Genomic DNA, 18,720 nt, shown 5'->3' with positions numbered 1-18,720 from the left:
GATACCTTTTATTGTATTATCATGCAGATTCGCGGCTGAGGGCTCAGGCGCCTCGTACGCTGCCCGCGACATCACCTCGCCCATGATCTTCCGGCTCCAGCACCGAACGTCCCTTCGCGGGCCGATCCGCGTCGGAGGAAAGGAGGCGGTGCATGAGCAGGCTCATCCGTACTGTCGCGGCTCTCGCCCTGACCGGTGCGCTCATCGTCGCTTGCGGCAATCCTGACACTGAGCAGCAGACATCGACTTCCAGTGATAAAGCGCTGGAAAAGGTGACTTATCTGACCTCCTTCGGCAACTTCGGGCGAGACGCGTACGCCTGGGTCGCGAAGGACAAGGGGTTCTTCCGCGAGGCCGGCCTCGATGTGGACATCAAGCCGGGGAGCGGCACGGGCGACAACATCTCGAAGATCGAGGCCGGAGCGGCGATGTTCACCCCGGTCGATCTCACCGGCCTCCTGCTGGCGCGCGGCAACGGCGGCGCCAAGAGCATCGTCGTGGTGGCCGGAATCCAGCAGCGCACCATGGCGGCGCTGATCAGCCTCGAAGGCAACGGCATCGCCACGCCGAAGGACCTGGAGGGCAAGACGATCGCCGACAGCCCGGGTTCGGTGGTGCGCAACCTTTTCCCCACCTACGCCAAGCTCGCGGGCGTGGACGCCACGAAGGTCACCTGGGTCAACGGCGCACCCGCGAACCTCATCGGCCTGCTGGCGAGCGGCTCGGTGGCGGCCATCGGCCAGTTCGTGGTGGGCGAGCCGACGGTGGAGTCGGTGGCCAAGGGCAAGCAGGCGGTCGTGCTCCCGTACAGCGATGTGATGAGCGATCTCTACGGCAACGTCCTGGTCACCTCGGCCACGATCGCCAAGGAGCGGCCGGACCTGGCCAAGCGTTTCATCGGGGCCCTGATGAAGGGGCTCGCCCACAGCATCGACAACCCGGACGAGGCCGGCCGAATCCTGCAGAAGAACGTGCCGGCGTCGGCGGCCGTCCCCGCCGCCGCCGAATGCACCCTGATGCGGGCCTTCGTCCGCCCGGAGGGCTCGGGCGCCGTGGTCGGCACGATCGACACCAAGCGGGTCGCCCGCAGCATCGAGCTTCTCCAGGACGCGGGCGCCATGCCGGCCGGGGTGACCCCCGAGCAGTTGATCAGCGCAGAGCTGACGCCGAGGCCGTGACCGGACGAGGGGCACGTGACGCGGCCGAGCCGCGCGAGACCCGGCCCGCGCGACGTGTCGTTCCCGGCGGGAGCGCGGCGGGCACGGCGGTGGGGTGGCCCGCTCTCGGGCTCGCGGTCGCGATCGGCTGCTGGTGGATGGTCACCTCGGCGTTCCCCCTGGTCCATCCGGCGGTGCTGCCGGCGCCTGCCGAGGTCCTGGCCGCGTTCCAGGCCAAGTCCGCGGAACTGCTCGGCGGACTGGCCACGACGACGCTGGAGACGGTGGCCGGCTTCCTGATCTCCGTGGTCGCCGGAGTGTCGATCGGCCTGCTCCTGGCCGCCTCGCGGGCGGCCGAGCGGATGTTCTCGCCCCTGCTGGTGGCGATCAACGCGGTGCCGAAGATCGCGCTCGGGCCGCTGCTGGTCGTCTCGCTCGGCTGGGGCCAGCGGCCGATCCTGACCATGGTCGTCCTGCTCTCCTTCTTCCCGATCGTGCTCTCCACCGCGACCGGCCTGACCACGACGCCCGCCGAGCTCGCCGAACTGGCCCGATCCCTGGACGCCTCGCGCTGGCAGACCTTCCGCAAAGTACGGTTTCCGGCCGCGCTGCCGCACGTCTTCGTCGGGCTGAAGGTCGCCATGCCGCTGGCCGCGATCGGCGCCGTGATCGGCGAGTTCCAGGCCGGGGAGGGCGGCCTCGGCTACCAGATCGTCCAGTACAGCGGGATCGCCGACAGTGCCACCGCCTGGGCGGCGATCACCCTGCTGGGGGCGATGAGCGTCGCCCTCTACTCCGCCCTCGCGCTCATCGAGCGACTGGCGTTGCCCTGGGTCCGCGAGACCACGTCGGAGCGCTGACCGCTCGCAGCCCGCTCGGTGGGCGTGAACGGTGCCCTGCTGAGCGGTCAGGCCCGCGGACTCCACCGCCCGCCCCCGTCCGGCGGATATTCATGGTGTTCTTACAGGAAATACATGGAGATCGGGCGACATGGATCACGTGGAGGCCGCGCGCGGGGTCGCGGAGGTGCTCGCCGCCGACGTGGTGGCGCGGGACGCGAAGGGCGGCGCCCCCGAGGCCGAGGTGGCGTTGTTGCGGGAGTCCGGGCTGCTCGGGCTGCTGGTGGCCCGCGAGCTGGGCGGGGCGGGGGGATCGTGGGCCGACGCCCTGGACGTGGTGCGGACCCTCGCGGCGGCCGACGCGTCGGCGGCGATGTTGCTCGGCTACCACTACCTGCACCTGTGGCGGCTGGGGCGCTACGACAACGCGGAGCTGGCCGAGCGGGCGGCGCGGGGCACCGTGCGCGAGGGGTGGTTCTGGGGCGGGGCCAGCAACCCGCGCGAGCCGGGGCTGACGCTGACGCCCGACGGCGACGGCTACCTCGTCGGCGGGCGGAAGGGGTTCGCCACCGGGGCGCAGGTGGCCGACCGCATCGTGGTCAGCGGGAGCGTCGAGGGCGCGGGCGGCAAGGTGATGGTGGTGCTGGACGGGCGGGCGCCCGGGGTGCGGCACGCCGGCGACTGGGACGCGTTCGGGGTGCGCAGGTCGGCCAGCGGCGGGGTCGAGTTCGACCGGGCCAGGGTGCCGGGCGAGTGGGTGGTCGGGGAGGTGCCGCCGGGCGAGGAGGCGGCGCGGCCGGACCAGAGCCTGGTCGTGCCGGGATTCCAGGTCGTCTTCGCCCACCTGTACGCCGGCATCGCCCGGGGCGCCCTGACCGCGGCGGCCGAGTACACCCGCACCAAGACCCGTCCGTGGACCGGCAGCGGTGTCGAGACCGCCACCCGCGACCCGTACATCCTGGAGACCTACGGTGAGCTGGCCGCCGCCACGGCCGCGGCCGAGGCGCTGGCCGAGCGGGCCCGCGCCGCCTTCGACCGGGCCGCGCGCCGGGGCCGGAGCCTGACCGCCGGCGAGCGGGGCGAGACCGCCGTCGCCGTGTCCACGGCCAAGGTGGTCGCCCAGCGGGCGGTGCTCGACGTCACGGCGCGGGTGTTCGACGTGATCGGCGCGCGGGGCACCGCCGCGGGCGCGGGCTTCGACCGGTACTGGCGCGACGCCCGCACCCACACGCTGCACGACCCGGTCGCCTACAAGCTCAGGGAGATCGGTGACCACGCCCTGACCGGGGCGCTGCCCACGCCGGGGCCGTACTCCTGAAAATCGCTCCTGGGAGCCGGTCAGGAGCGGGTCGCGACGATGGTGTCGTAGTCGGGGATGCGGCTCGCGATCGGGTCGCCGGTGAAGTCGCCGACCCAGCCGTCGTCGTCGTGGAAGAAGCGGATCGCGGTGAAGTCGGGGCTGGTGCCCATGTCGAACCAGTGGGTCGTCCTGGCCGGCACGCTGAGCAGGTCGCCGGCCTCGCACAGCACCGCGTGCACCTTGCCGGCGACGTGCAGGTAGAAGATGCCCGAGCCGCTGACGAAGAAGCGCACCTCGTCGTCGTCGTGCGTGTGCTCGTCGAGGAACTTGGCGCGGGCCGCCGCGGCGCGCTCGGGCCAGTCGGGGGAGTCGTCCGGGTGGAGCTGGGCGACGTCCACGAAGGTGTACCCCTCCTCCGCGACGATCCGGGCCACCTCGTCGCGGTAGACCTCCAGGACCTCCTCCTGCCCGGCGTCGTCACCCAGGCCGTCCACGACCTCCCAGTGCCGCAGCCGTACGCCGATCTCCTTCAGGGCCGCCTCGATCTCCGCGGGGTCCTCGGTGCGCAGCAGCGTCTCGGGGGTCTCGCCGTCGGAGTACACGGTCAGGTATGTCATGCCTCCCATTGTGCTCCTTTTCCGGCTCTACCTCCTAATCCTACTTGTAATATCGGTAATACCGATGAGGTGCGCCTGTCCTGGCGGGGCCGGGCGCGGAACGTGGAAAGGACCCTCCGTTGACCGTGGTCGCGGACGCCGCGCAGTCGTACGAGCTGCTCACCGTCGAGAACGTGCCCGCCTACATCGCCGGCCGGCCCGCGCTGGCCCGGCTCGTCGATCCCGCGACGATCAGGCGGGTGCGCGAGGTCGGCGACGGCAACATGAACCTGGTGTTCGCGGTGGAGACCCAGGGCGGCCCCGGCGTGGTGCTCAAGCAGTCGATGCCGTACGTCCGGGTGGACCCCGAGTGGCCGATCACCCCCGACCGCAATCGGATCGAGGCCAGGGTGCTGGCCGTGCACGGCGAGGTGGCGCCCGGCCTGGTGCCCGCCCTGTACGACGTGGACGAGGAGCGCCACGTCATGGCGCTGGAGGACCTGTCGGACCACCGGGTGTGGCGCGGCCTGCTCAACGAGGGCCACAGGAACGAGGGTGTGGCGGCCGACCTGGGCGGATACGTCGCGCGCGTGGCGTTCGGCACCTCGATCTTCGGCCTGGGCGCCGAGGCGCACAAGGCGGCCGTGGCCGCGGCGGTCAACCCCGAGCTGTGCGAGATCACCGAGGACCTGGTCTTCACCGAGCCCTACATCGAGCACGAGCACAACAGGATCCTGCCCGCCAACGAGGCCGACGTGGCCGCGTACGCGGGCGACCCGGCCGTGCGCACCGCCATCGGCATGGCCAAGATCGCGTTCATGACCCACGCGGAGGCCCTGATCCACGGCGACCTGCACACCGGCTCGGTGCTGGTCCGCCCCGAGGCGCCCGGCGCGCCCCGCTCCACGCGGGCCTTCGACGTGGAGTTCGCCTTCTACGGCCCGGTCGGCTTCGACATCGGCGCCCTGTGGGGCAACTACGTCCTGGCCGCCGCCCGCGGCTTCGCGCTGGGCGACGAGGAGCACGCGGCCTGGGTGCTCGGGCTGGCCGGCGAGACCTGGGACGCCTTCGAGCGCGAGTTCACCGCCCTGTGGCCCGAGCGCGTGGACCCGCGCGTCTACGGTGACGGCGTGCTGGCCGCCTACCTCGCCAGGGTGCGCGCCGACGCGGCGGCGTACGGCGCCGCCAAGGCCGCCCGCAGGGTGATCGGCTTCTCCCGGGTCACCGACATCGAGACCCTGCCCGAGGACGTGCGGGCCAAGGCGATCCGGGGCGTGCTGCACGCCGCGCGCCACCTGCTGACCGCCCCGCCCACGCCCTCGGTGTTCGACGGCGTGGGCGGCCTCCTCGCGGCGGCGACCGCATGACCCGGCGCGTGGCGGTCTCGCCGGCCGCTCAGCGCGTCGCGATCTTGCCGGCCGCTCAGCGAGTGGCGATCTTGTAGGCCAGCAGCCACTCCACGCACTCGGTGATGTGGCGGGCCCGCTTCAGGTTCGGGCCCCAGGCGTACAGCCCGTGGTCCGCCACGATCACCGCGGGGGTGCGCGGATCGTAGGCGGCCTCGAACCGGTCGCCGAGCTCGCGCATGTCCTGGCTGTTGGCGATGACCGGGATGACCACCTCGTCGTCATGGGCGAGCCGGCCGATGCCCTTGAGCGTCTCGACGTCGCGCAGCAGCACGCCGCGGGGCCAGTGGTGCCCGGCCACGACCGCGTTCAGCGCGTGCACGTGCACCACCGCGTCGGCGCCGGTCAGCGCCGCCACCCGGGCGTGCAGGCCGGCCTCGGCCGACGGGACCAGCGGTTCGATCCCGCCGACCTCGACCGGCTCGCCGTCCGGGCCCACCACGGCCACGTCGGAGGCGGCCAGCTCGCCCTTGTCCAGCCCGCTGGCCGTGACCGCCAGCCGCAGCGGCTCGCGGGTCACGACCTCCGACAGGTTCCCAGAAGTGCCGCGCATCCACCCGAAGGAGGTGAAGCGGGCCGCCTCGGCGGCCAGCCTGCCGCCCGCCTCCAGCACGTTCTCGGCGTTGAGGGCCCTGCTCACTTGACCTCCTCGAAGGACGCCACCACCGGGTGGGCGCCGAAGTCGGCGTTCTCGCTCGGCTCGCCGGGCCGGCGCACCCCGATCGTGCGCCAGCCGGCCGCCGCGGCGGCGTCCAGCTCGGCGGGCACGTCGGACAGGAACAGCAGCTCGCCCGGGGGCGCGCCCAGCGCCTCGGCGATCCGCGCGTACGAGGCGGGCTCCCGCTTGGGCCCGGCGTTGACGGTGTCGAAGTGCCGCTCCACCAGCGGCGTCAGGTCGCCGGCCGGAGTGTGCCGGAACCACGGCCGCTGACCGGACACCGACCCGGAGGAGAACACCGCCAGGCGCACCCCCCGCTCGTGCCAGGCGCGCAGCGCGGGCGGCACGTCGTCGAAGAAGTGCGCGGTCAGCTCGCCGGCGGCGAACCCGGCCGCCCAGATCCGGCCCTGCAGCGTCTTGAGCGGGGTGGCCTTGACGTCGCCGTCCATCCAGGCGTGCAGGATGGCCACGGTCTCCTCCGTGGTGGCCCCGCCGGTCTCCGCCACCGCGGCGGCCACCTCGGGGTCGTCGCGGTGCGCCTCGATCCACGGGCCGAGCCTCGGGCGGGCGTAGTCGTACAGGCCCTCGTGCACGGACGCGGTCGAGCTGGTCGTGCCCTCGATGTCCAGCACGATCCAGGCGGGGGCGTTCTCGCTCATCGGGTCAGCACCTCCACGAAGTCGGCGACGAAACGCGGCGCGTCCACCGCGGTGATCACCCTGGTGTCGGGCGCGGGCTCGTACGGGAAGGCGGGCGGCAGCCCGTCGTGGGTGCGCATCAGCCGCGCCCGCGACAGGAACCCGTCGCCGCGCACGTTGACCGGGCCGTCCTGCCAGGCCGTGGCGAAGGACGGGTCGAGCAGGACGCCCGCGGCCAGCGGGTCGTGCAGCGGGATGATCCGCCGGCCCCACTCGTTCTGGTAGAAGTCCAGGTACGCGTCCAGGATCTCGGTGGCGAACCGCGCCACCGGGGTGCCGCTCGCGCGCAGCGCCCCGATCGCGCGCTCGTCCAAGATGGTCGTGCCGGTGACGTTGACGCCCACCATCACCAGCTCGTTGCGCGGCGCCGCGAACACCGCCGCGGCGGCGAGCGGGTCGTTGTCGATGTTGGCGTCGACCATCAGCAGCGTGCCGGGCGGCGCGTACGGGCCCGACCCGCCCATCAGCACCACCGAGCGGTAGCGGGTGAACAGCTCCGGGTCGATGCGCAGCGCCGCGGCCAGGTTGGTCAGCGGGCCCAGGGCCAGCAGGTCAAGCTCGCCGGGGTTCTCGGCCGCCAGGCGCACCAGGGTCTCGGCCGCGTTCTCGGCCGCCACCTCGGGCATCGGCCGGTCGTGGCCGAGGTCGCCCAGGCCGTCCTTGCCGTGCACGTGCCCCGCGATGCGCGGCGCGCCCGCCAGCGGCGCCGCGGCGCCGCGCGAGATCGGCGCGTCCAGCCCGAGCAGGTCGCGCACGTAGCCGATGTTGCGGGTGGAGTCCTCCTCGACGCAGTTGCCGAACACCGACGTGATCGCCACGATCTCGGCGTCCGGCCGCCCGGCGAGGTAGAGCAGGGTGTGCGCGTCGTCGATTCCGGTGTCGGTGTCCACGACGACGCGCCGGACCTGGGTCATACGGCCTCTTTCACATCTACTGGAACTTTCACATCTTCCGGCCGGTAGACGCCGCGCTCGGTCACGATCCTGGTGACCAGGCGCGGCGGGGTGGTGTCGAAGGCGGGGTAGTAGCCGGTGACGCCCTCGGCGGCTGTGCGCGCGCCGAGCACGTGCAGCACCTCCTCGCCGTCGCGGTGCTCGATCACGACGTCGGCGGCGGTGGGCGCGAGCGGGTCGGGGGCCTGCACCAGCGCGTAGAACGGCACGCCGAACTCCCGGGCGGCCAGCGCGACGCCGAGCGTGCCGACCTTGTTGATCACGTGCCCGTCGAGCGTCACCCTGTCGGCGGCCACCAGCGCCACGTCGGCGAGCCGGTCGGCCAGCGCGGCGGCCACCATGCCGTCGGTGATCAGGGTGGGCCGGTGGCCCATCTCGACCAGCGTGGCGGCCGTCAGCCGCGCCCCCTGGAGGTAGGGCCGGGTCTCGGTGCACACGAACTCCAGCGCCTTGCCCGCCTCCCGCGCCGCCTCCACGGTCGCGATCAGGTAGGCGTCGGCCCAGCAGTGGGTGAGCACCCGCGCGCCGTCCTCCAGCAGGCCGGCGGCGTGCCGGCCCAGCGCCGCGCTCCTGGCCCGGTACGCCGCGTCGTGCGCGGACGCCGCCGCCTGGACCGCCTCGGCCAACTCCGCCCCCGAGGCGTCCGGGAGCGGGCCGTCCACGGTGGCGTCCAGGATCGCCCGCACGGCGTCGCGGATGTGGTTGTTCGTCGGCCGGGTGGCGACGAGCCGCGCCCCGGCCGCGCGCAGCCGCTCCGCCGCGGCGCCGGGCGGCTCCGTCCGCGCCTCCCTGGCCGCCAGCACCATGCCGGCGGTCGTGGCGTACAGCGGGCCGGAGCTCTGGGTGACCATGCGCTCGATGGCCACGGCCACGTCCTCGCTGGTCGCGCAGCGCACCCAGCGCACCTCGAAGGGGTAGACGCGGCGGTCCAGGATCTCCACCGCGCCGTCGCCGGCGAAGCGCACGGAGCGGCCGAGCAGCGGCCCTTCGGTCATGTCGTCGTCTCCTTCGGGCGCCGCCTGGCCGCGGCGGCGACCAGGACCAGCGCCAGCAGCGTGATCACGTACGGCGCGGCGTCGGCCGCCTGCTGCGGCAGGCCCGCGCCCTGGAGCCGGAAGCCCACCGCCTCGGCCACGCCGAACAGCAGGCAGGCGAGCAGCACCCGGTACGGGCGTGCGCCGCCGAGCATGACCGCGACGACCGCGATCCAGCCGCGTCCGGCGCTCATGCCCTCGCTGAACAGCGTCACGTTGCCCAGGGCGAGCTGCGCTCCGCCGAGCCCGCACAGCGCGCCCGCGGCCAGGGTGACGCCGTGCCGGTACGCGCCGGCCCTCAGCCCCAGCGCCTCGGCGGCCTCACGGTGCCCGCCCACGCCGCGCACGCGCAGCCCGGAGCGGGTACGGGCCAGCCACCACGCGGCGGCCACGACCAGCGCCGCCGCGAGCGGCACCAGCGGCGACTGCGGCCCGAGAACCGGCACGTCCAGCCCCAGCTCGGCCAGCGTCGGCAGCCCGGCCAGGTCCGGCGAGCTGTAGGTGCCGCCGCTGCCCCAGATCCGCCGCATCAGGAACGCGGTCAGCCCCAGCGCCAGCAGGTTGGTGCCCACCGCGACCACGATCGGGTCGGCGCGGAAGGTCACCGAGGCGAGCGACAGCAGCCCCGCGTACAGGACGGTGGCGAGCACCGCGCCCAGCACGCCCGCCCACGCGCTGCCGGTCAGGTGGCCGCACACCACGGCGGTGAACGCGCCCCACAGCAACTGGCCCTCCAGGGCGATGTTGAACACCCCCGCGGCCTGGCAGATCAGGCCGCCGAGCGCGGCCGGCACGACCGGCGCGGTCGCGGTGAGCACCGCGGCCAGGAAGGAGAACTCCAGGATGCTCACGCCCGCGCCTCCCGCCCGCCGCTTCGGGCCCGCAGGTGCCGCACGGTGGCGAACACGGCCACGATCACGATGATCAGCCCCTGCACGACCTGGGTGAGCTGGCCGGGCACCCCGGCCTCGCGCTCCATGCCCTGGCCGCCGGCCTGGAGCACGGTCAGCAGCGCCACAGTGAACGGCACCGCGACCGGCCGCCCGGTGGCCAGCAGCACGGCCGCCACGGCGGTGAAGGTGTAGCCGGGGGCGGTCAGCGCGCCCTCCACGAACCGGTACGGCGGGCCGAGCACGATCAGGCCGCCGACCAGGCCGGCGAACGCGCCGCCGCCCGTCAGCGTGATCGCGGCCAGCCGGTCCACGGCCACGCCCCCATATCGGGCGAACTCGCGGTTCTGGCCGGTCGCCCGGATCTCGTAGCCCAGGACCGTGCGCGTGTCGGCGTACAGCCAGGCGGCGGTGAGCAGCGCGACCAGCGGCAGGCCGATGGTGACGTACGCGCTGCCGGCCAGCGCCGGCAGGTGGGCGGATTCCGGCAGCGGCGGGGTCTGCGCCATGCCGGTGCCCTGCTCGGCCAGCGGGAAGCGCACCAGGTAGGAGGCCAGCGACACGGCCGGCGCGCTGATCAGCAGCGTCGTCACGATCGCGGGCAGGCCGAGGCGGGTGCGCAGCGGCGCGGACGCCCCCGCCACCAGGGCGCCCGCCAGCGCCGCGGCGGCCAGCGGCAGCGCGACCGCGATACCGGCCGGCAGCGGCAGCTCCAGCGCGACGGCCGCTGCCACCACCCCGCCGATCGCCATCTGGCCGTCGCCGCCGAGATTGAACTCGCCCGCGCGCAGCGGCAGCGCGAACGCCAGCGCCATCCCCAGCGTGGGCACGAACGCGGCGATGGTGTACTCCAGGTTGCCGTCTGCCACCGCGCCGCGCACCAGCGCCGGGTACGCGAGCGCCGGGTCCACCCCGGCCGCCAGCATCACCAGCGTGGTCAGCACCAGCGCGCCGCCGACCGCCGGCACCGGCGTGGACAGCACGACCCGGCGGCCCAGCTCCGCCGCCGATCCGGCCGCGCTCATCGCACGGCTCCCGCCGCGCCCGTCATGGCCTCGCCCAGCCGGGCGTCGGTCGCGTCCTCGCCGCGGAACTCGGCCACGACGCGGCCCTCGTACATGACCAGGATGCGGTCGCACAGGGCGCGCAGCTCCGGCAGCTCGCTGGACTGCAGCAGCACTGCCTGCCCGCGGTCGCGGGCCTCGGCCAGCAGGGCGTGGATCCGCTCCTGCGCGCCGACGTCCACACCCTGCGTCGGCTCCTCCACCACGACCACCGGCGTGCGCCGCGACAGCTCGCGGGCCAGCACCGCCTTCTGCGCGTTGCCGCCCGACAGCGCCGAGATCGGCGCGTCCACCGAGGCCGCGCTGATCGAGAACCGCTCCACCAGGTCCCGCGCCCGTGCCCGCACCGCCGCCCGGGACAGGCCGAACCGGGCGGTCCGTATCCGGCGCTGGTCGCCCATCAGCAGGTTCTCCGCGAGCGACATCTCCGCGGCGGTGCCCCGGCCGTGCCGGTCCTCCGGCACGTACGCCACCTCGGGGTCGCGGCCGCGCGGCACGGGCGCGCCGCCGAGCAGCACCTCGCCGGAGTCGCCGTGCCCGAGGGCGCGCAGGCCGGTCACCGTGTCGAGCAGCTCGCGCTGGCCGCTCCCGGCGACCCCGGCCAGGCCCACGATCTCTCCCGGGCGCACGCCGAACGACACCCCCGACAGCCGGGCCACCCCGTCGCGGTCGCGCACGCTCAGGTCGCGCACCTCCAGGGCGTACGGGCCCCGCGGTGGGGCGCCGCGCCCGCGCGGAGGGGCGGCGGTGGCCAGGGAACGGCCGATCATGGCCCGGACCAGCTCGTCCGCGGTGGTACGGGCGGTGTCGAAGCGGCCGGTGACCCGGCCCCGGCGCAGCACCGTCACCCGGTCGCCCGCGGCCAGCACCTCACTCAGCTTGTGCGTCACCAGCAGCACCGAGGCGCCGGTGGCGGTGACAGAACGCAGCACCTCGAACAGCCGGGCGGCCTCGCCAGGGGTGAGCACCGCGGTGGGCTCGTCCAGGATCAGCACCTCGGCGCCCCGGTACAGCGCCCGCAGGATCTCCACCCGCTGGCGCACGCCCACCGGCAGGTCGCCGACGCGGGCGTCCGGGTCGGCGCGCAGGCCGTACCGCTCGCCCAGCTCCTCAACCGCGCGGCGCGCCGCCGCCCGGTCCACCGAGCCGCGCCGGACCGGCTCGGCGCCGATCACCACGTTCTCGGCCACGGTGAGCTCGGGGAACAGCCGGAAACGCTGGTGCACCATGCCGAGCCCGTGGGCGATGGCGTCGGCGGGGGAGCGCAGCCGGATGCGCCTGCCCTCGCGCCGCACGTGGCCGGAGTCGGGCCGGTGCAGGCCGTACAGGACCGACATCAGCGTGGACTTGCCGGCCCCGTTCTCGCCGACGACCGCGTGGATCTCGCCCTTGGCCACGGCCAGGTCGATCGCGTCGTTGGCGAGCACGGGCCCGAACCGCTTGGTCACTGCGACGAGCTCCGCGGCGGGGACGTCCGCCGCGGGCTCTCCGGCGGCTGCGGACACGCCTAGCCCTTCAGCGGGTCGGCGACGGTGATCTTGCCGGCCACGATGTCGTCGCGCGCCTGCTTGACCTTGGCGATCACGTCCGGGCTGGACGCCACGGTGCAGCCGGAGGAGGCCACGCCGGCCTCCAGCGCGTTCACGCCCACGCCGCCCTCGGCCAGGCCGTACACCTTGACGCCGCCGGTCCTGCCGGCGGCGATCTCCTTGATCGCGGCGCTCTCGGCCACGTCCACGTGCTTGAGCACGTTGTCGATGACGTTGCCCGCGCTCTGGCCGCACTGGTTGACGTCCACGCCGAACGCCTTGGCGCCGGTGGCGGCCACCGCCTCGAACACGCCCTGGTTGCCGCCCGAGGCGGCGGCCGCGATGACGTCCACGCCGCGCCCGGTTAGGGTCTGGGCCTGCGACTTGGCGCGGGCGGGGTCGCTGAAGGGGTTGGCGCCGCCGACGTACAGGGGAGTGCCCTCGACGCCCTCCTCGACCGACTTGGCGCCCTGGAAGAACGGCTCGATCCAGCGGTGGACGAACGGCGTGTCCAGCGCCGCCACCACGCCGATCCTGCCGCTCCGGCTGAGCATGCCCGCCTCGATCCCGGCGAGGTAGGCCGCCTCGTGCTCCTTGAACGACACGCAGGTCAGGTTGGGCGCCTGGTCCTTGGCGCAGGAGTCGACCTGTAGGAACTGCTGCTGGGGGTGCTGCCTGGGCACCGTGCTGAAGACGTCGTCGAAGGAGAAGCTGATGCCGACGATCACGGTCGGCTTCGCGCGTACGGCGGCGTCCACGTTCTGTGCGATCGAGGTCGGGTCCTTGCTCTCGTAGAGCTTGAAGGACGCTCCGATCTCCTTGGCGGCGGCCTCGGCGCCCTTGACGCCGAGCTGGAGGAAGCTGTTGGTGCCGACCGGGTTGGGGGTGATCAGGATGATCGACTTGCCGGAGGAGGCGGAGGCGTCCGAGCCGTCCGCGCCCTCGCCCCCGCACGCGGCGAGGGACAGGAGCGCGGCGGCCGCGGCGAGGACTGGGAGGATTCGCATGGTTCCTGGCTCTTGTCTTCCGTTGGCGCGCGCACGGAACGGTACGTGGCGTCGCTCAGGAGCATATCTAGATATTTCCTACCTGGTTATAGCAGAGTTGCGTCCCGGTCGGCCGCCGAGGCATCAGGAATCCCCCTAAAGCAGGTAGGGATTATTGCAATTCTGTCCGTCCTGGCCTAACGTTGAACCATGAGCCAAGGGCTGCACCTGACGCGGCGCGCGCATGTGGACTACGGCCACATCGCCAGCGCCCAGTGTCGCTGATCGCGGACTTCCCCCACCCCGTCCCGGCGCCGCCGGGCCGTTCCGCCGATCGAGCGAAGGATCAGCAGCATGACCGAGACCCTGCCCGCACCCCTGCCCGCGCCCCTGGCCGGCCGTTCCGTGGACGACGCCGAGTTCCGGCGCGCCCTCGCCGTGCACGCCGCCGGCGTCGTCGTGATCACCGCGCAGACCGACGGCATCCCCGTCGGGCTGACCGCCACCTCGTTCTCCTCCGTCAGCCTGGACCCGCCCCTGGTCTCCTTCTACGTGAACCAGGAGTCCAGCACCTGGCCGCTGCTGCGCGCGGCCGACCACTTCGCCGTCAACGTCCTGGCCGCCGACCAGGCCGAGCTCGCGGCCCGGTTCGCCAGCAAGGACGTCGATCGCTTCGCCCCGCCCACCCGCTGGAGCCCCGGCCCGCTCGGCGCGCCCCTGCTCCGCGACGTCACCGCCCACCTGCTGTGCCTGCCCTACGACCAGGTCGAGGTGGGCGACCACACCCTGGTCGTCGGCCTGGTCGCCGAGGCCGACGTCCGCGGCCCCGGTCACCCCCTCCTGTACCACCGCGGCCGGTTCGGCAGGTTCATCGCCCACCCCTGACCGGTCCAGATGGTGGTCCACGACCCCCGGCGCCTCGCTCGATCCCGGCCACACGGTGCGCGCCATCCTGCCGCCGGCCACCCCGCCGAGCCGGTCGCCGCCGCCCCCCGCAAGCAGGAGGAACCGATGTCGGCAACCGCCTCGCGGCAGGAGTTCGCCCTGCTGCCCGATCCTCGGCCGGCGCGGCGCCGCTGGGTCACCGTCTCCACCGGAGAGCATGTGAGCGGCGTCGCCTGGGGCGCCGGGCCGCCCGAGGCGCTGCTGCTGCACGCCGCCGGCGGCAGCGCCCGCGACTGGGACGGCGCGCTGTCCGCGTTCGGTCACCCCGCGGTGGCCCTGGACCTGCCGGGGCACGGCGGGTCCAGCCGCCGCCCCACCGCCCTGTACGCGCCGCGCAGGCTGGTGCTCCCCGTCGCCGAGGCGGTGGAGTCGCTGGCGCCCACGGCCGAGGTGGTGGCCGCGACCGGCCTGGGCGCGCTCACCGCGCTGGCGCTCTCCGCCCGCCGCCCCGAGCTGGTGCGGGCCCTGATCCTGCTCGACACGCTGCCCGGCCACCCCGCGCCGGGCGAGAACCCGCCCAAGGACGCCGGGACCGACGACGAGGCCCTGTGGGAGCGGCTGGCCGGGCTGGCCGCCGAGGGCACGCCGGTCACCGTCCTGCACCGTGTCCTGCCGGATTCCGCACTCGCCCGGCTGCGCGAGCACGCCCCCGCCGCACGCCTCGTCCCGTACACCTCCGGGACCGCCGACGCCGAGCTCGCCGCGCTGCTGCGCGCCCACACCACCGGGCGCACGTCATGACCGCCCGAATCCCCGAGATCAAAGGCCAGGGTGGGGAGACCCGTTCGGTGGCCGGGGTTCGGTGATTCGGCCGCCTTCGAGCACCACGACCCGGTCTGCGGCGTGGACGGTCGCCGAGCGGTGGGTGATCCACACCGTGGTGCATCCGGCCAGTTCCCGGTGCAGCCTGCCGAGGAGGCGCGCCTCCGTGGCGGCGTCCAGTTGGCTGGTGACCTCGTCGCAGATCAGCAGGGAGGGCCGCCGCAGCAGCGCCTGGGCGAGCGAGAGCCGCTGCGACTGGCCGCCGGACAGGTTGGCGCCGCGCTCGGTGAGGCGGGTGTGCAACCGATCGGGCAGAGCCCGGACGGTGTCGCCGAGCTCCACGGCATCGATGACGTGCCACAGTTCGGCCTCGTCGGCGCCGGGCCGGGCGAGCCGGAGGTTGTCGGCGATGGTTCCCGAGAAGAAGAACGGCCGCTGATCGGCGAGCGCCACCCGGCGCCGCAGCTCTTCGTCCGGGATGTCGCGCAGGTCCACGTCGTCCAGGGTGATCGCGCCGGCCGTGGGGGACAGGCAGCCGGCCAGCAGGTAACCCAGGGAGGACTTGCCGCTGCCGGTCGCCCCGAGGACCGCCGTCGTCGATCCGGCGGGGAGGTCGAGGTCGATGTGGCCGAGAACCGGTGCGGCCTCACCGGCCGGGCCCGGGTAGGCGAACCGGACCCCGCGCAGGCGTACCGCGGCTCCCGCCGGACGCCGGGCGGTGACGGCCGGCCGCGCCTGGACGGGGCGGGCCGGAGCGGGCGAGGCGTCGATGACGGCGAAGAGTCTCTGGGCGGCGGCCAGGGTGGTGCCGAACTCGCCGGCGAACGCCTCCACCGCCGTGAGCGCGGGCGCCATGGCCACGGCGATCGCGACCGAGATCCACCACGCCTGGCGGTCGAGCCGTCCGTCCTGCCACAGGTACGCCCCGGCCAGCGCGACGGCGCAGACCGTCGTCGCGAAGACGGCGGTGTTGGCGGCGCGGCGGGCCGCGGTGCGGGAGGCCAGCGAGCGGGTGCGGGCGGCGGCGTCGGCGTCCAGCTCGCCGAGGTGCCGCTGCCAGTGTCCGACGGCGCGCAGTTGTGTCAGCTCCCGCAGCCCGCCGATGGTGTCGGTGATGTGCGCGGCGATCTGCCCGCGGGTGTGCTGGCGTTGCCGCGCGGTGCGCTGGAGCCGGCGCCGCCAGAGCCGGGGCACGGCCAGGCCGGAGACCGCCGCCCCGGCGAGCAGGATCGCCGCGAGTGCCGGGTGGGCGGCCGCCGAGAGATATCCGGCCGCGCCGAGCGAGACGACGGCGGCGGCGATGGCCGGCGCGATCGTATGGGCGTAGAACACCTCGACCCGGTTGATGTCCGCGGTGGCCCGGGCGGTGAGGTCGCCGGAGCGGTGCTGGTAGAGCACGCCCGGCGCCTGCCGGGCAAGGGCGTCGAAGAAGACGGTCCGCAGCCGGGCCAGCACGGAGAAGGCCACCCAGTGCCCGAGATACTGCTCCCCATAACGTGCGGCGCCCTTGCCGAGGGCGAGCAGGGCGATCAGCCCCAGGGCCCCGGCGACGCCCGGCGGGCTCTCCCCGCCGCCGGCGCGATCGGCGAGGGCGACCGCGTGGACCGCGACCGCCAGGACTCCGATTCCCAGGGCGAGCTGGACGACGCGCAGCGCCGTGGACAGCGCGAGCGGGGCCGCGAAGGGCCGGGCGAACGCGGCCAGCCTGCGGATCACCGGGCCACCGCCCGTGCGTCGGCGATCTCGATGACGCGATCCGCGCCCCCGATCAGCGCCGCCGAATGCGTGGCCACGAGGATGGTCCGCGTGCCGCGCAGCCGTCGCAGGGAGTCGATGATGAGCCGCTCGGAGCGGGTGTCGATATGGCTGGTCGGCTCGTCGAGGAGCAGGACGCCGGCATCGGCGAGCAGCGCGCGGGCAAGCGCCAGCCGTTGCGCCTGGCCGCCGGAGAGGGTGAGCCCCTCCTCGCCGACGCGTGCGCCGAGCCCGCCCGGCATCGCCTGTACCTCCGCCGCCAGGTGCGCCTGCCGCAGGACCGACCACAGCCTCTGCTCATCGGCCGCGGGGTCGGCCAGCCGTAGGTTGCCGGCGATGGTGCCGGTGAACAGCCAGGCACGCTGCGGTACGAGGACGGGCCTCGCCGGTCCGCCATCGGGCGCCGAGAGCCGGATCGTCCCCGCGCGGGGCGCGAGCTCGCCGGCCACCACCGACAACAGCGTGGACTTACCCGACCCCGACGGGCCCACCAGGGCCACCATCTCCCCATGCGCGACCCGCAGATCGATCCCCTCCAGGACGGCGGGGCCGTCACCGTGCCCGGCGGTGACCGCGACCAGCTCGACCGCGGCACCGCCGTCGCCGGCCGCGGGCGGGGGAACGGCGGCGCTCCGGCCCGTGCCGGCGAGGGCGTGGAGGACCTGGCGCTCCGCCGCCCGGCCGGTCATGGCGATGTAGAAGAACTGGCCGACGACGCTGATGGGCTCCGTCAACAGCAACGAGATCAGCACCAGCGCCACCGCGGTGCCCAGGGAGATCGCGCCCGAGGCGTTCCGTGCGAGTGCCACAGCGGTGCCCGCCCCGATCAGCGCTCCGTAGAACACCACATCCGTGATGAGCAGGACAAGCTGGTTGCCGGCCAGGAGCCGCATGGTCGCGCGGCGCTGCCGTTCGCTCTCCGCTGCCAGCAGGCGCGACTGACGCTCGGCCGCGCCGAGCAAGGCGAGCAGCCGCAGTCCCTGGACGGACTCCAGAAAGAGCGCCGCCAGCCGCCGCGACTGGGTCTGGTACGCGGCGGTGGACGCGCGGAACAGCCGCTGGAACCCGCCGACCACCACCGGCACGGCGACCACGACCGCCAGCAGCGCCGCCGCCCAGGCCGCATCGACGGCCACCGCGACGATCGCCACCACGACCAGCGGGGTGGTGACCGATGCGATGAGCCGGCCGAGGAAGCCGCCCCGCCAGGCGGCGACCCGGGCGGCTCCGTCGGTGGCCAGCGAGGCGAGCGAGCCCGTGACCGGGCCACCGGCCGCGTGAGGGTCGCCGTGCGGGCCGCGGGCGAGGATGGACCGGTGGATCCGCGCGCGTACGCTGATCTCGGCGGCGGCCTCGCCCTTCCCGCTCGCGCCGCCCTGGCCGAGCACCCCGGCGACGGCGAGGGCGATGCCCGCCCCCATCAGCGCCGGCGCCCGCCAGTCGATCGCGCCCTCGCTCACCACCTGGTCGATGAGGCGGCCGACACCCAGGTAACACAGGCACAGTCCCGCCGCGGTCAGCCAGCCGCACGCCAGCGCCGCGAGGACGTGGCCCCGTGCCGGGACCTCCAGTCGTGTCACGGGTGACGCCGCCCCGCTCATCGGAACGATTCCGGGTGCAGCCAGTGGGCCATCTCCTCCAGCCCGTCGGCGAGGTGCACGCCGCCGACGCCGTAGGAGATCCGCGCGGGCAGCAACTTGACGCGGTCCTCCCGGACGGCGGCCAGCTCGGCCACGGCGGGGTTGTCCAGGAGCGAGCGGTAGGAGTCGCGGCCCTTGCCGGTGACGTCGATCAGCAGGATCGCGTCCGGCTTCGCCGCGATGAGCTGCTCTGCGGAGACCGGTGCGGTGGTGCGCAGGCCGATTCGTTCGGCGACCAGGGTGCCGCCCGCGCGCTTGACCAGGTCGGAGGTGAGCACGTCGGCCGCGTTGATGAACGGCCGGCCCGCCTGGTTGGACAGGATCGCCACGCTCGGCCGGCCGGTGGCCGCGCCGGCCTTCTCCGCCACGGCGCCCGCGCGCCGGTCGAGCTCGGCGGTGAGCTCGCCGGCCTTGGCCTCGGCGCCGAGCGCCCGCCCGAGCAGGGTCAGGTTCTGCTTGACCTCTTCCAGGGTGCCCCAGTTGTTGCCGATGGCGATCATCGGGATGC

At 74.2% G+C, this 18,720-nt stretch carries 18 protein-coding genes; 6 read left to right on the top strand and 12 right to left on the bottom strand.

Translation table 11 applies throughout. The annotated features are described in order from the left end of the window. Positions 1–272: 272 nt before the first annotated feature. The 3 genes from HNP84_RS40035 to HNP84_RS40025 all read left to right on the top strand — a co-directional run bounded on the left by HNP84_RS40035 (position 273) and on the right by HNP84_RS40025 (position 3,314). Positions 273–1,178: an ABC transporter substrate-binding protein gene (locus HNP84_RS40035; protein ID WP_221337353.1), complete on the top strand. Its 906-nt coding sequence runs from the start codon at positions 273–275 to the stop codon at positions 1,176–1,178. Continuing rightward, positions 1,175–2,017 carry an ABC transporter permease gene (locus tag HNP84_RS54165; RefSeq protein ID WP_221337352.1) on the top strand — a complete coding sequence of 281 codons (843 nt, stop codon included), beginning with the start codon at positions 1,175–1,177 and terminating at the stop codon, positions 2,015–2,017. Before HNP84_RS40035 ends, HNP84_RS54165 begins: the two co-directional genes overlap by 4 nt. A 130-nt stretch (positions 2,018–2,147) precedes the next feature. Beyond that, a complete protein-coding gene (locus tag HNP84_RS40025) occupies positions 2,148–3,314 on the top strand; it encodes an acyl-CoA dehydrogenase family protein (protein WP_185055278.1) in 1,167 nt (388 codons plus the stop codon). Positions 3,315–3,334: 20 nt separating this feature from the next. Here the strand turns inward: HNP84_RS40025 and HNP84_RS40020 are convergent, their stop codons facing one another. Then, positions 3,335–3,913: a 1,2-dihydroxy-3-keto-5-methylthiopentene dioxygenase gene (locus tag HNP84_RS40020; protein ID WP_185055277.1), complete on the bottom strand. Its 579-nt coding sequence runs from the start codon at positions 3,911–3,913 to the stop codon at positions 3,335–3,337. Positions 3,914–4,038: 125 nt separating this feature from the next. Here HNP84_RS40020 and mtnK point away from each other — a divergent pair, with 125 nt between their 5' ends. Then, on the top strand, positions 4,039–5,259 hold the full coding sequence (mtnK, locus tag HNP84_RS40015) for an S-methyl-5-thioribose kinase (RefSeq protein WP_312926836.1): 1,221 nt from the start codon (positions 4,039–4,041) through the stop codon (positions 5,257–5,259). 55 nt (positions 5,260–5,314) lie between these two features. Here the strand turns inward: mtnK and mtnB are convergent, their stop codons facing one another. Genes mtnB through HNP84_RS39975 form a run of 8 tightly spaced genes read right to left on the bottom strand, consistent with a single transcriptional unit; the run spans position 5,315 to position 13,131 of the window. After that, positions 5,315–5,938, bottom strand: coding sequence for a methylthioribulose 1-phosphate dehydratase (gene mtnB / locus HNP84_RS40010; RefSeq protein ID WP_185055275.1), 624 nt, complete (start codon positions 5,936–5,938; stop codon positions 5,315–5,317). After that, positions 5,935–6,615, bottom strand: coding sequence for an acireductone synthase (mtnC, locus tag HNP84_RS40005; RefSeq protein ID WP_185055274.1), 681 nt, complete (start codon positions 6,613–6,615; stop codon positions 5,935–5,937). Before mtnC ends, mtnB begins: the two co-directional genes overlap by 4 nt. After that, positions 6,612–7,568 carry a nucleoside hydrolase gene (locus HNP84_RS40000; RefSeq protein WP_185055273.1) on the bottom strand — a complete coding sequence of 319 codons (957 nt, stop codon included), beginning with the start codon at positions 7,566–7,568 and terminating at the stop codon, positions 6,612–6,614. The genes mtnC and HNP84_RS40000 overlap by 4 nt, the downstream gene beginning before the upstream one ends. Then, positions 7,565–8,602, bottom strand: a complete 1,038-nt coding sequence (locus HNP84_RS39995; protein WP_185055272.1) for a s-methyl-5-thioribose-1-phosphate isomerase — start codon at positions 8,600–8,602, stop codon at positions 7,565–7,567. Before HNP84_RS39995 ends, HNP84_RS40000 begins: the two co-directional genes overlap by 4 nt. Further along, positions 8,599–9,492: an ABC transporter permease gene (locus tag HNP84_RS39990; RefSeq protein WP_221337351.1), complete on the bottom strand. Its 894-nt coding sequence runs from the start codon at positions 9,490–9,492 to the stop codon at positions 8,599–8,601. Before HNP84_RS39990 ends, HNP84_RS39995 begins: the two co-directional genes overlap by 4 nt. Beyond that, the gene (locus HNP84_RS39985) at positions 9,489–10,556 is read right to left on the bottom strand and encodes an ABC transporter permease (protein WP_185055271.1); all 1,068 of its coding nucleotides are present in this window, start codon (positions 10,554–10,556) and stop codon (positions 9,489–9,491) included. The genes HNP84_RS39990 and HNP84_RS39985 overlap by 4 nt, the downstream gene beginning before the upstream one ends. Then, the gene (locus HNP84_RS39980; protein WP_185055270.1) at positions 10,553–12,100 is read right to left on the bottom strand and encodes an ABC transporter ATP-binding protein; all 1,548 of its coding nucleotides are present in this window, start codon (positions 12,098–12,100) and stop codon (positions 10,553–10,555) included. The genes HNP84_RS39985 and HNP84_RS39980 overlap by 4 nt, the downstream gene beginning before the upstream one ends. A 2-nt stretch (positions 12,101–12,102) precedes the next feature. Next, positions 12,103–13,131, bottom strand: coding sequence for a BMP family ABC transporter substrate-binding protein (locus HNP84_RS39975; RefSeq protein WP_185055269.1), 1,029 nt, complete (start codon positions 13,129–13,131; stop codon positions 12,103–12,105). Positions 13,132–13,464: 333 nt separating this feature from the next. Here HNP84_RS39975 and HNP84_RS39970 point away from each other — a divergent pair, with 333 nt between their 5' ends. After that, positions 13,465–13,995: a flavin reductase family protein gene (locus tag HNP84_RS39970; RefSeq protein ID WP_185055268.1), complete on the top strand. Its 531-nt coding sequence runs from the start codon at positions 13,465–13,467 to the stop codon at positions 13,993–13,995. Positions 13,996–14,121: 126 nt separating this feature from the next. After that, positions 14,122–14,796: an alpha/beta fold hydrolase gene (locus tag HNP84_RS39965; RefSeq protein WP_185055267.1), complete on the top strand. Its 675-nt coding sequence runs from the start codon at positions 14,122–14,124 to the stop codon at positions 14,794–14,796. Positions 14,797–14,814: 18 nt separating this feature from the next. Here the strand turns inward: HNP84_RS39965 and HNP84_RS39960 are convergent, their stop codons facing one another. Genes HNP84_RS39960 through HNP84_RS39950 form a run of 3 tightly spaced genes read right to left on the bottom strand, consistent with a single transcriptional unit; the run spans position 14,815 to position 18,712 of the window. After that, entirely contained in the window at positions 14,815–16,533 is a 1,719-nt protein-coding gene (locus HNP84_RS39960; protein ID WP_185055266.1) for an ABC transporter ATP-binding protein, read from the bottom strand. Continuing rightward, positions 16,530–18,152 (bottom strand): ATP-binding cassette domain-containing protein, encoded by a 1,623-nt coding sequence (locus HNP84_RS39955; protein WP_185055265.1) that lies wholly within the window; start codon positions 18,150–18,152, stop codon positions 16,530–16,532. The genes HNP84_RS39960 and HNP84_RS39955 overlap by 4 nt, the downstream gene beginning before the upstream one ends. A gap of 17 nt (positions 18,153–18,169) precedes the next feature. Continuing rightward, on the bottom strand, positions 18,170–18,712 hold the full coding sequence (locus HNP84_RS39950; RefSeq protein ID WP_185055264.1) for an ABC transporter substrate-binding protein: 543 nt from the start codon (positions 18,710–18,712) through the stop codon (positions 18,170–18,172). Positions 18,713–18,720: the final 8 nt, after the last annotated feature.

The sequence above is a fragment of the Thermocatellispora tengchongensis genome (genome assembly GCF_014202315.1).
GTDB lineage: Bacteria > Actinomycetota > Actinomycetes > Streptosporangiales > Streptosporangiaceae > Thermocatellispora > Thermocatellispora tengchongensis.
Note: the sequence above shows the minus strand (reverse complement) of the source record. Positions and strands in the feature narration are given on the sequence as shown.

What these genes read in the sequence shown, in the direction of transcription:
- HNP84_RS40025 (WP_185055278.1), top strand. Translation starts at nt 2,148, where the DNA reads ATGGATCACGTGGAGGCCGCGCGCGGGGTCGCGGAGGTGCTCGCCGCC.
- HNP84_RS40020 (WP_185055277.1), bottom strand. Translation starts at nt 3,913, where the DNA reads ATGACATACCTGACCGTGTACTCCGACGGCGAGACCCCCGAGACGCTG.
- mtnC (WP_185055274.1), bottom strand. Translation starts at nt 6,615, where the DNA reads ATGAGCGAGAACGCCCCCGCCTGGATCGTGCTGGACATCGAGGGCACG.
- HNP84_RS40000 (WP_185055273.1), bottom strand. Translation starts at nt 7,568, where the DNA reads ATGACCCAGGTCCGGCGCGTCGTCGTGGACACCGACACCGGAATCGAC.
- HNP84_RS39995 (WP_185055272.1), bottom strand. Translation starts at nt 8,602, where the DNA reads ATGACCGAAGGGCCGCTGCTCGGCCGCTCCGTGCGCTTCGCCGGCGAC.
- HNP84_RS39985 (WP_185055271.1), bottom strand. Translation starts at nt 10,556, where the DNA reads ATGAGCGCGGCCGGATCGGCGGCGGAGCTGGGCCGCCGGGTCGTGCTG.
- HNP84_RS39975 (WP_185055269.1), bottom strand. Translation starts at nt 13,131, where the DNA reads ATGCGAATCCTCCCAGTCCTCGCCGCGGCCGCCGCGCTCCTGTCCCTC.
- HNP84_RS39970 (WP_185055268.1), top strand. Translation starts at nt 13,465, where the DNA reads ATGACCGAGACCCTGCCCGCACCCCTGCCCGCGCCCCTGGCCGGCCGT.
- HNP84_RS39965 (WP_185055267.1), top strand. Translation starts at nt 14,122, where the DNA reads ATGTCGGCAACCGCCTCGCGGCAGGAGTTCGCCCTGCTGCCCGATCCT.
- HNP84_RS39950 (WP_185055264.1), bottom strand. Translation starts at nt 18,712, where the DNA reads ATGATCGCCATCGGCAACAACTGGGGCACCCTGGAAGAGGTCAAGCAG.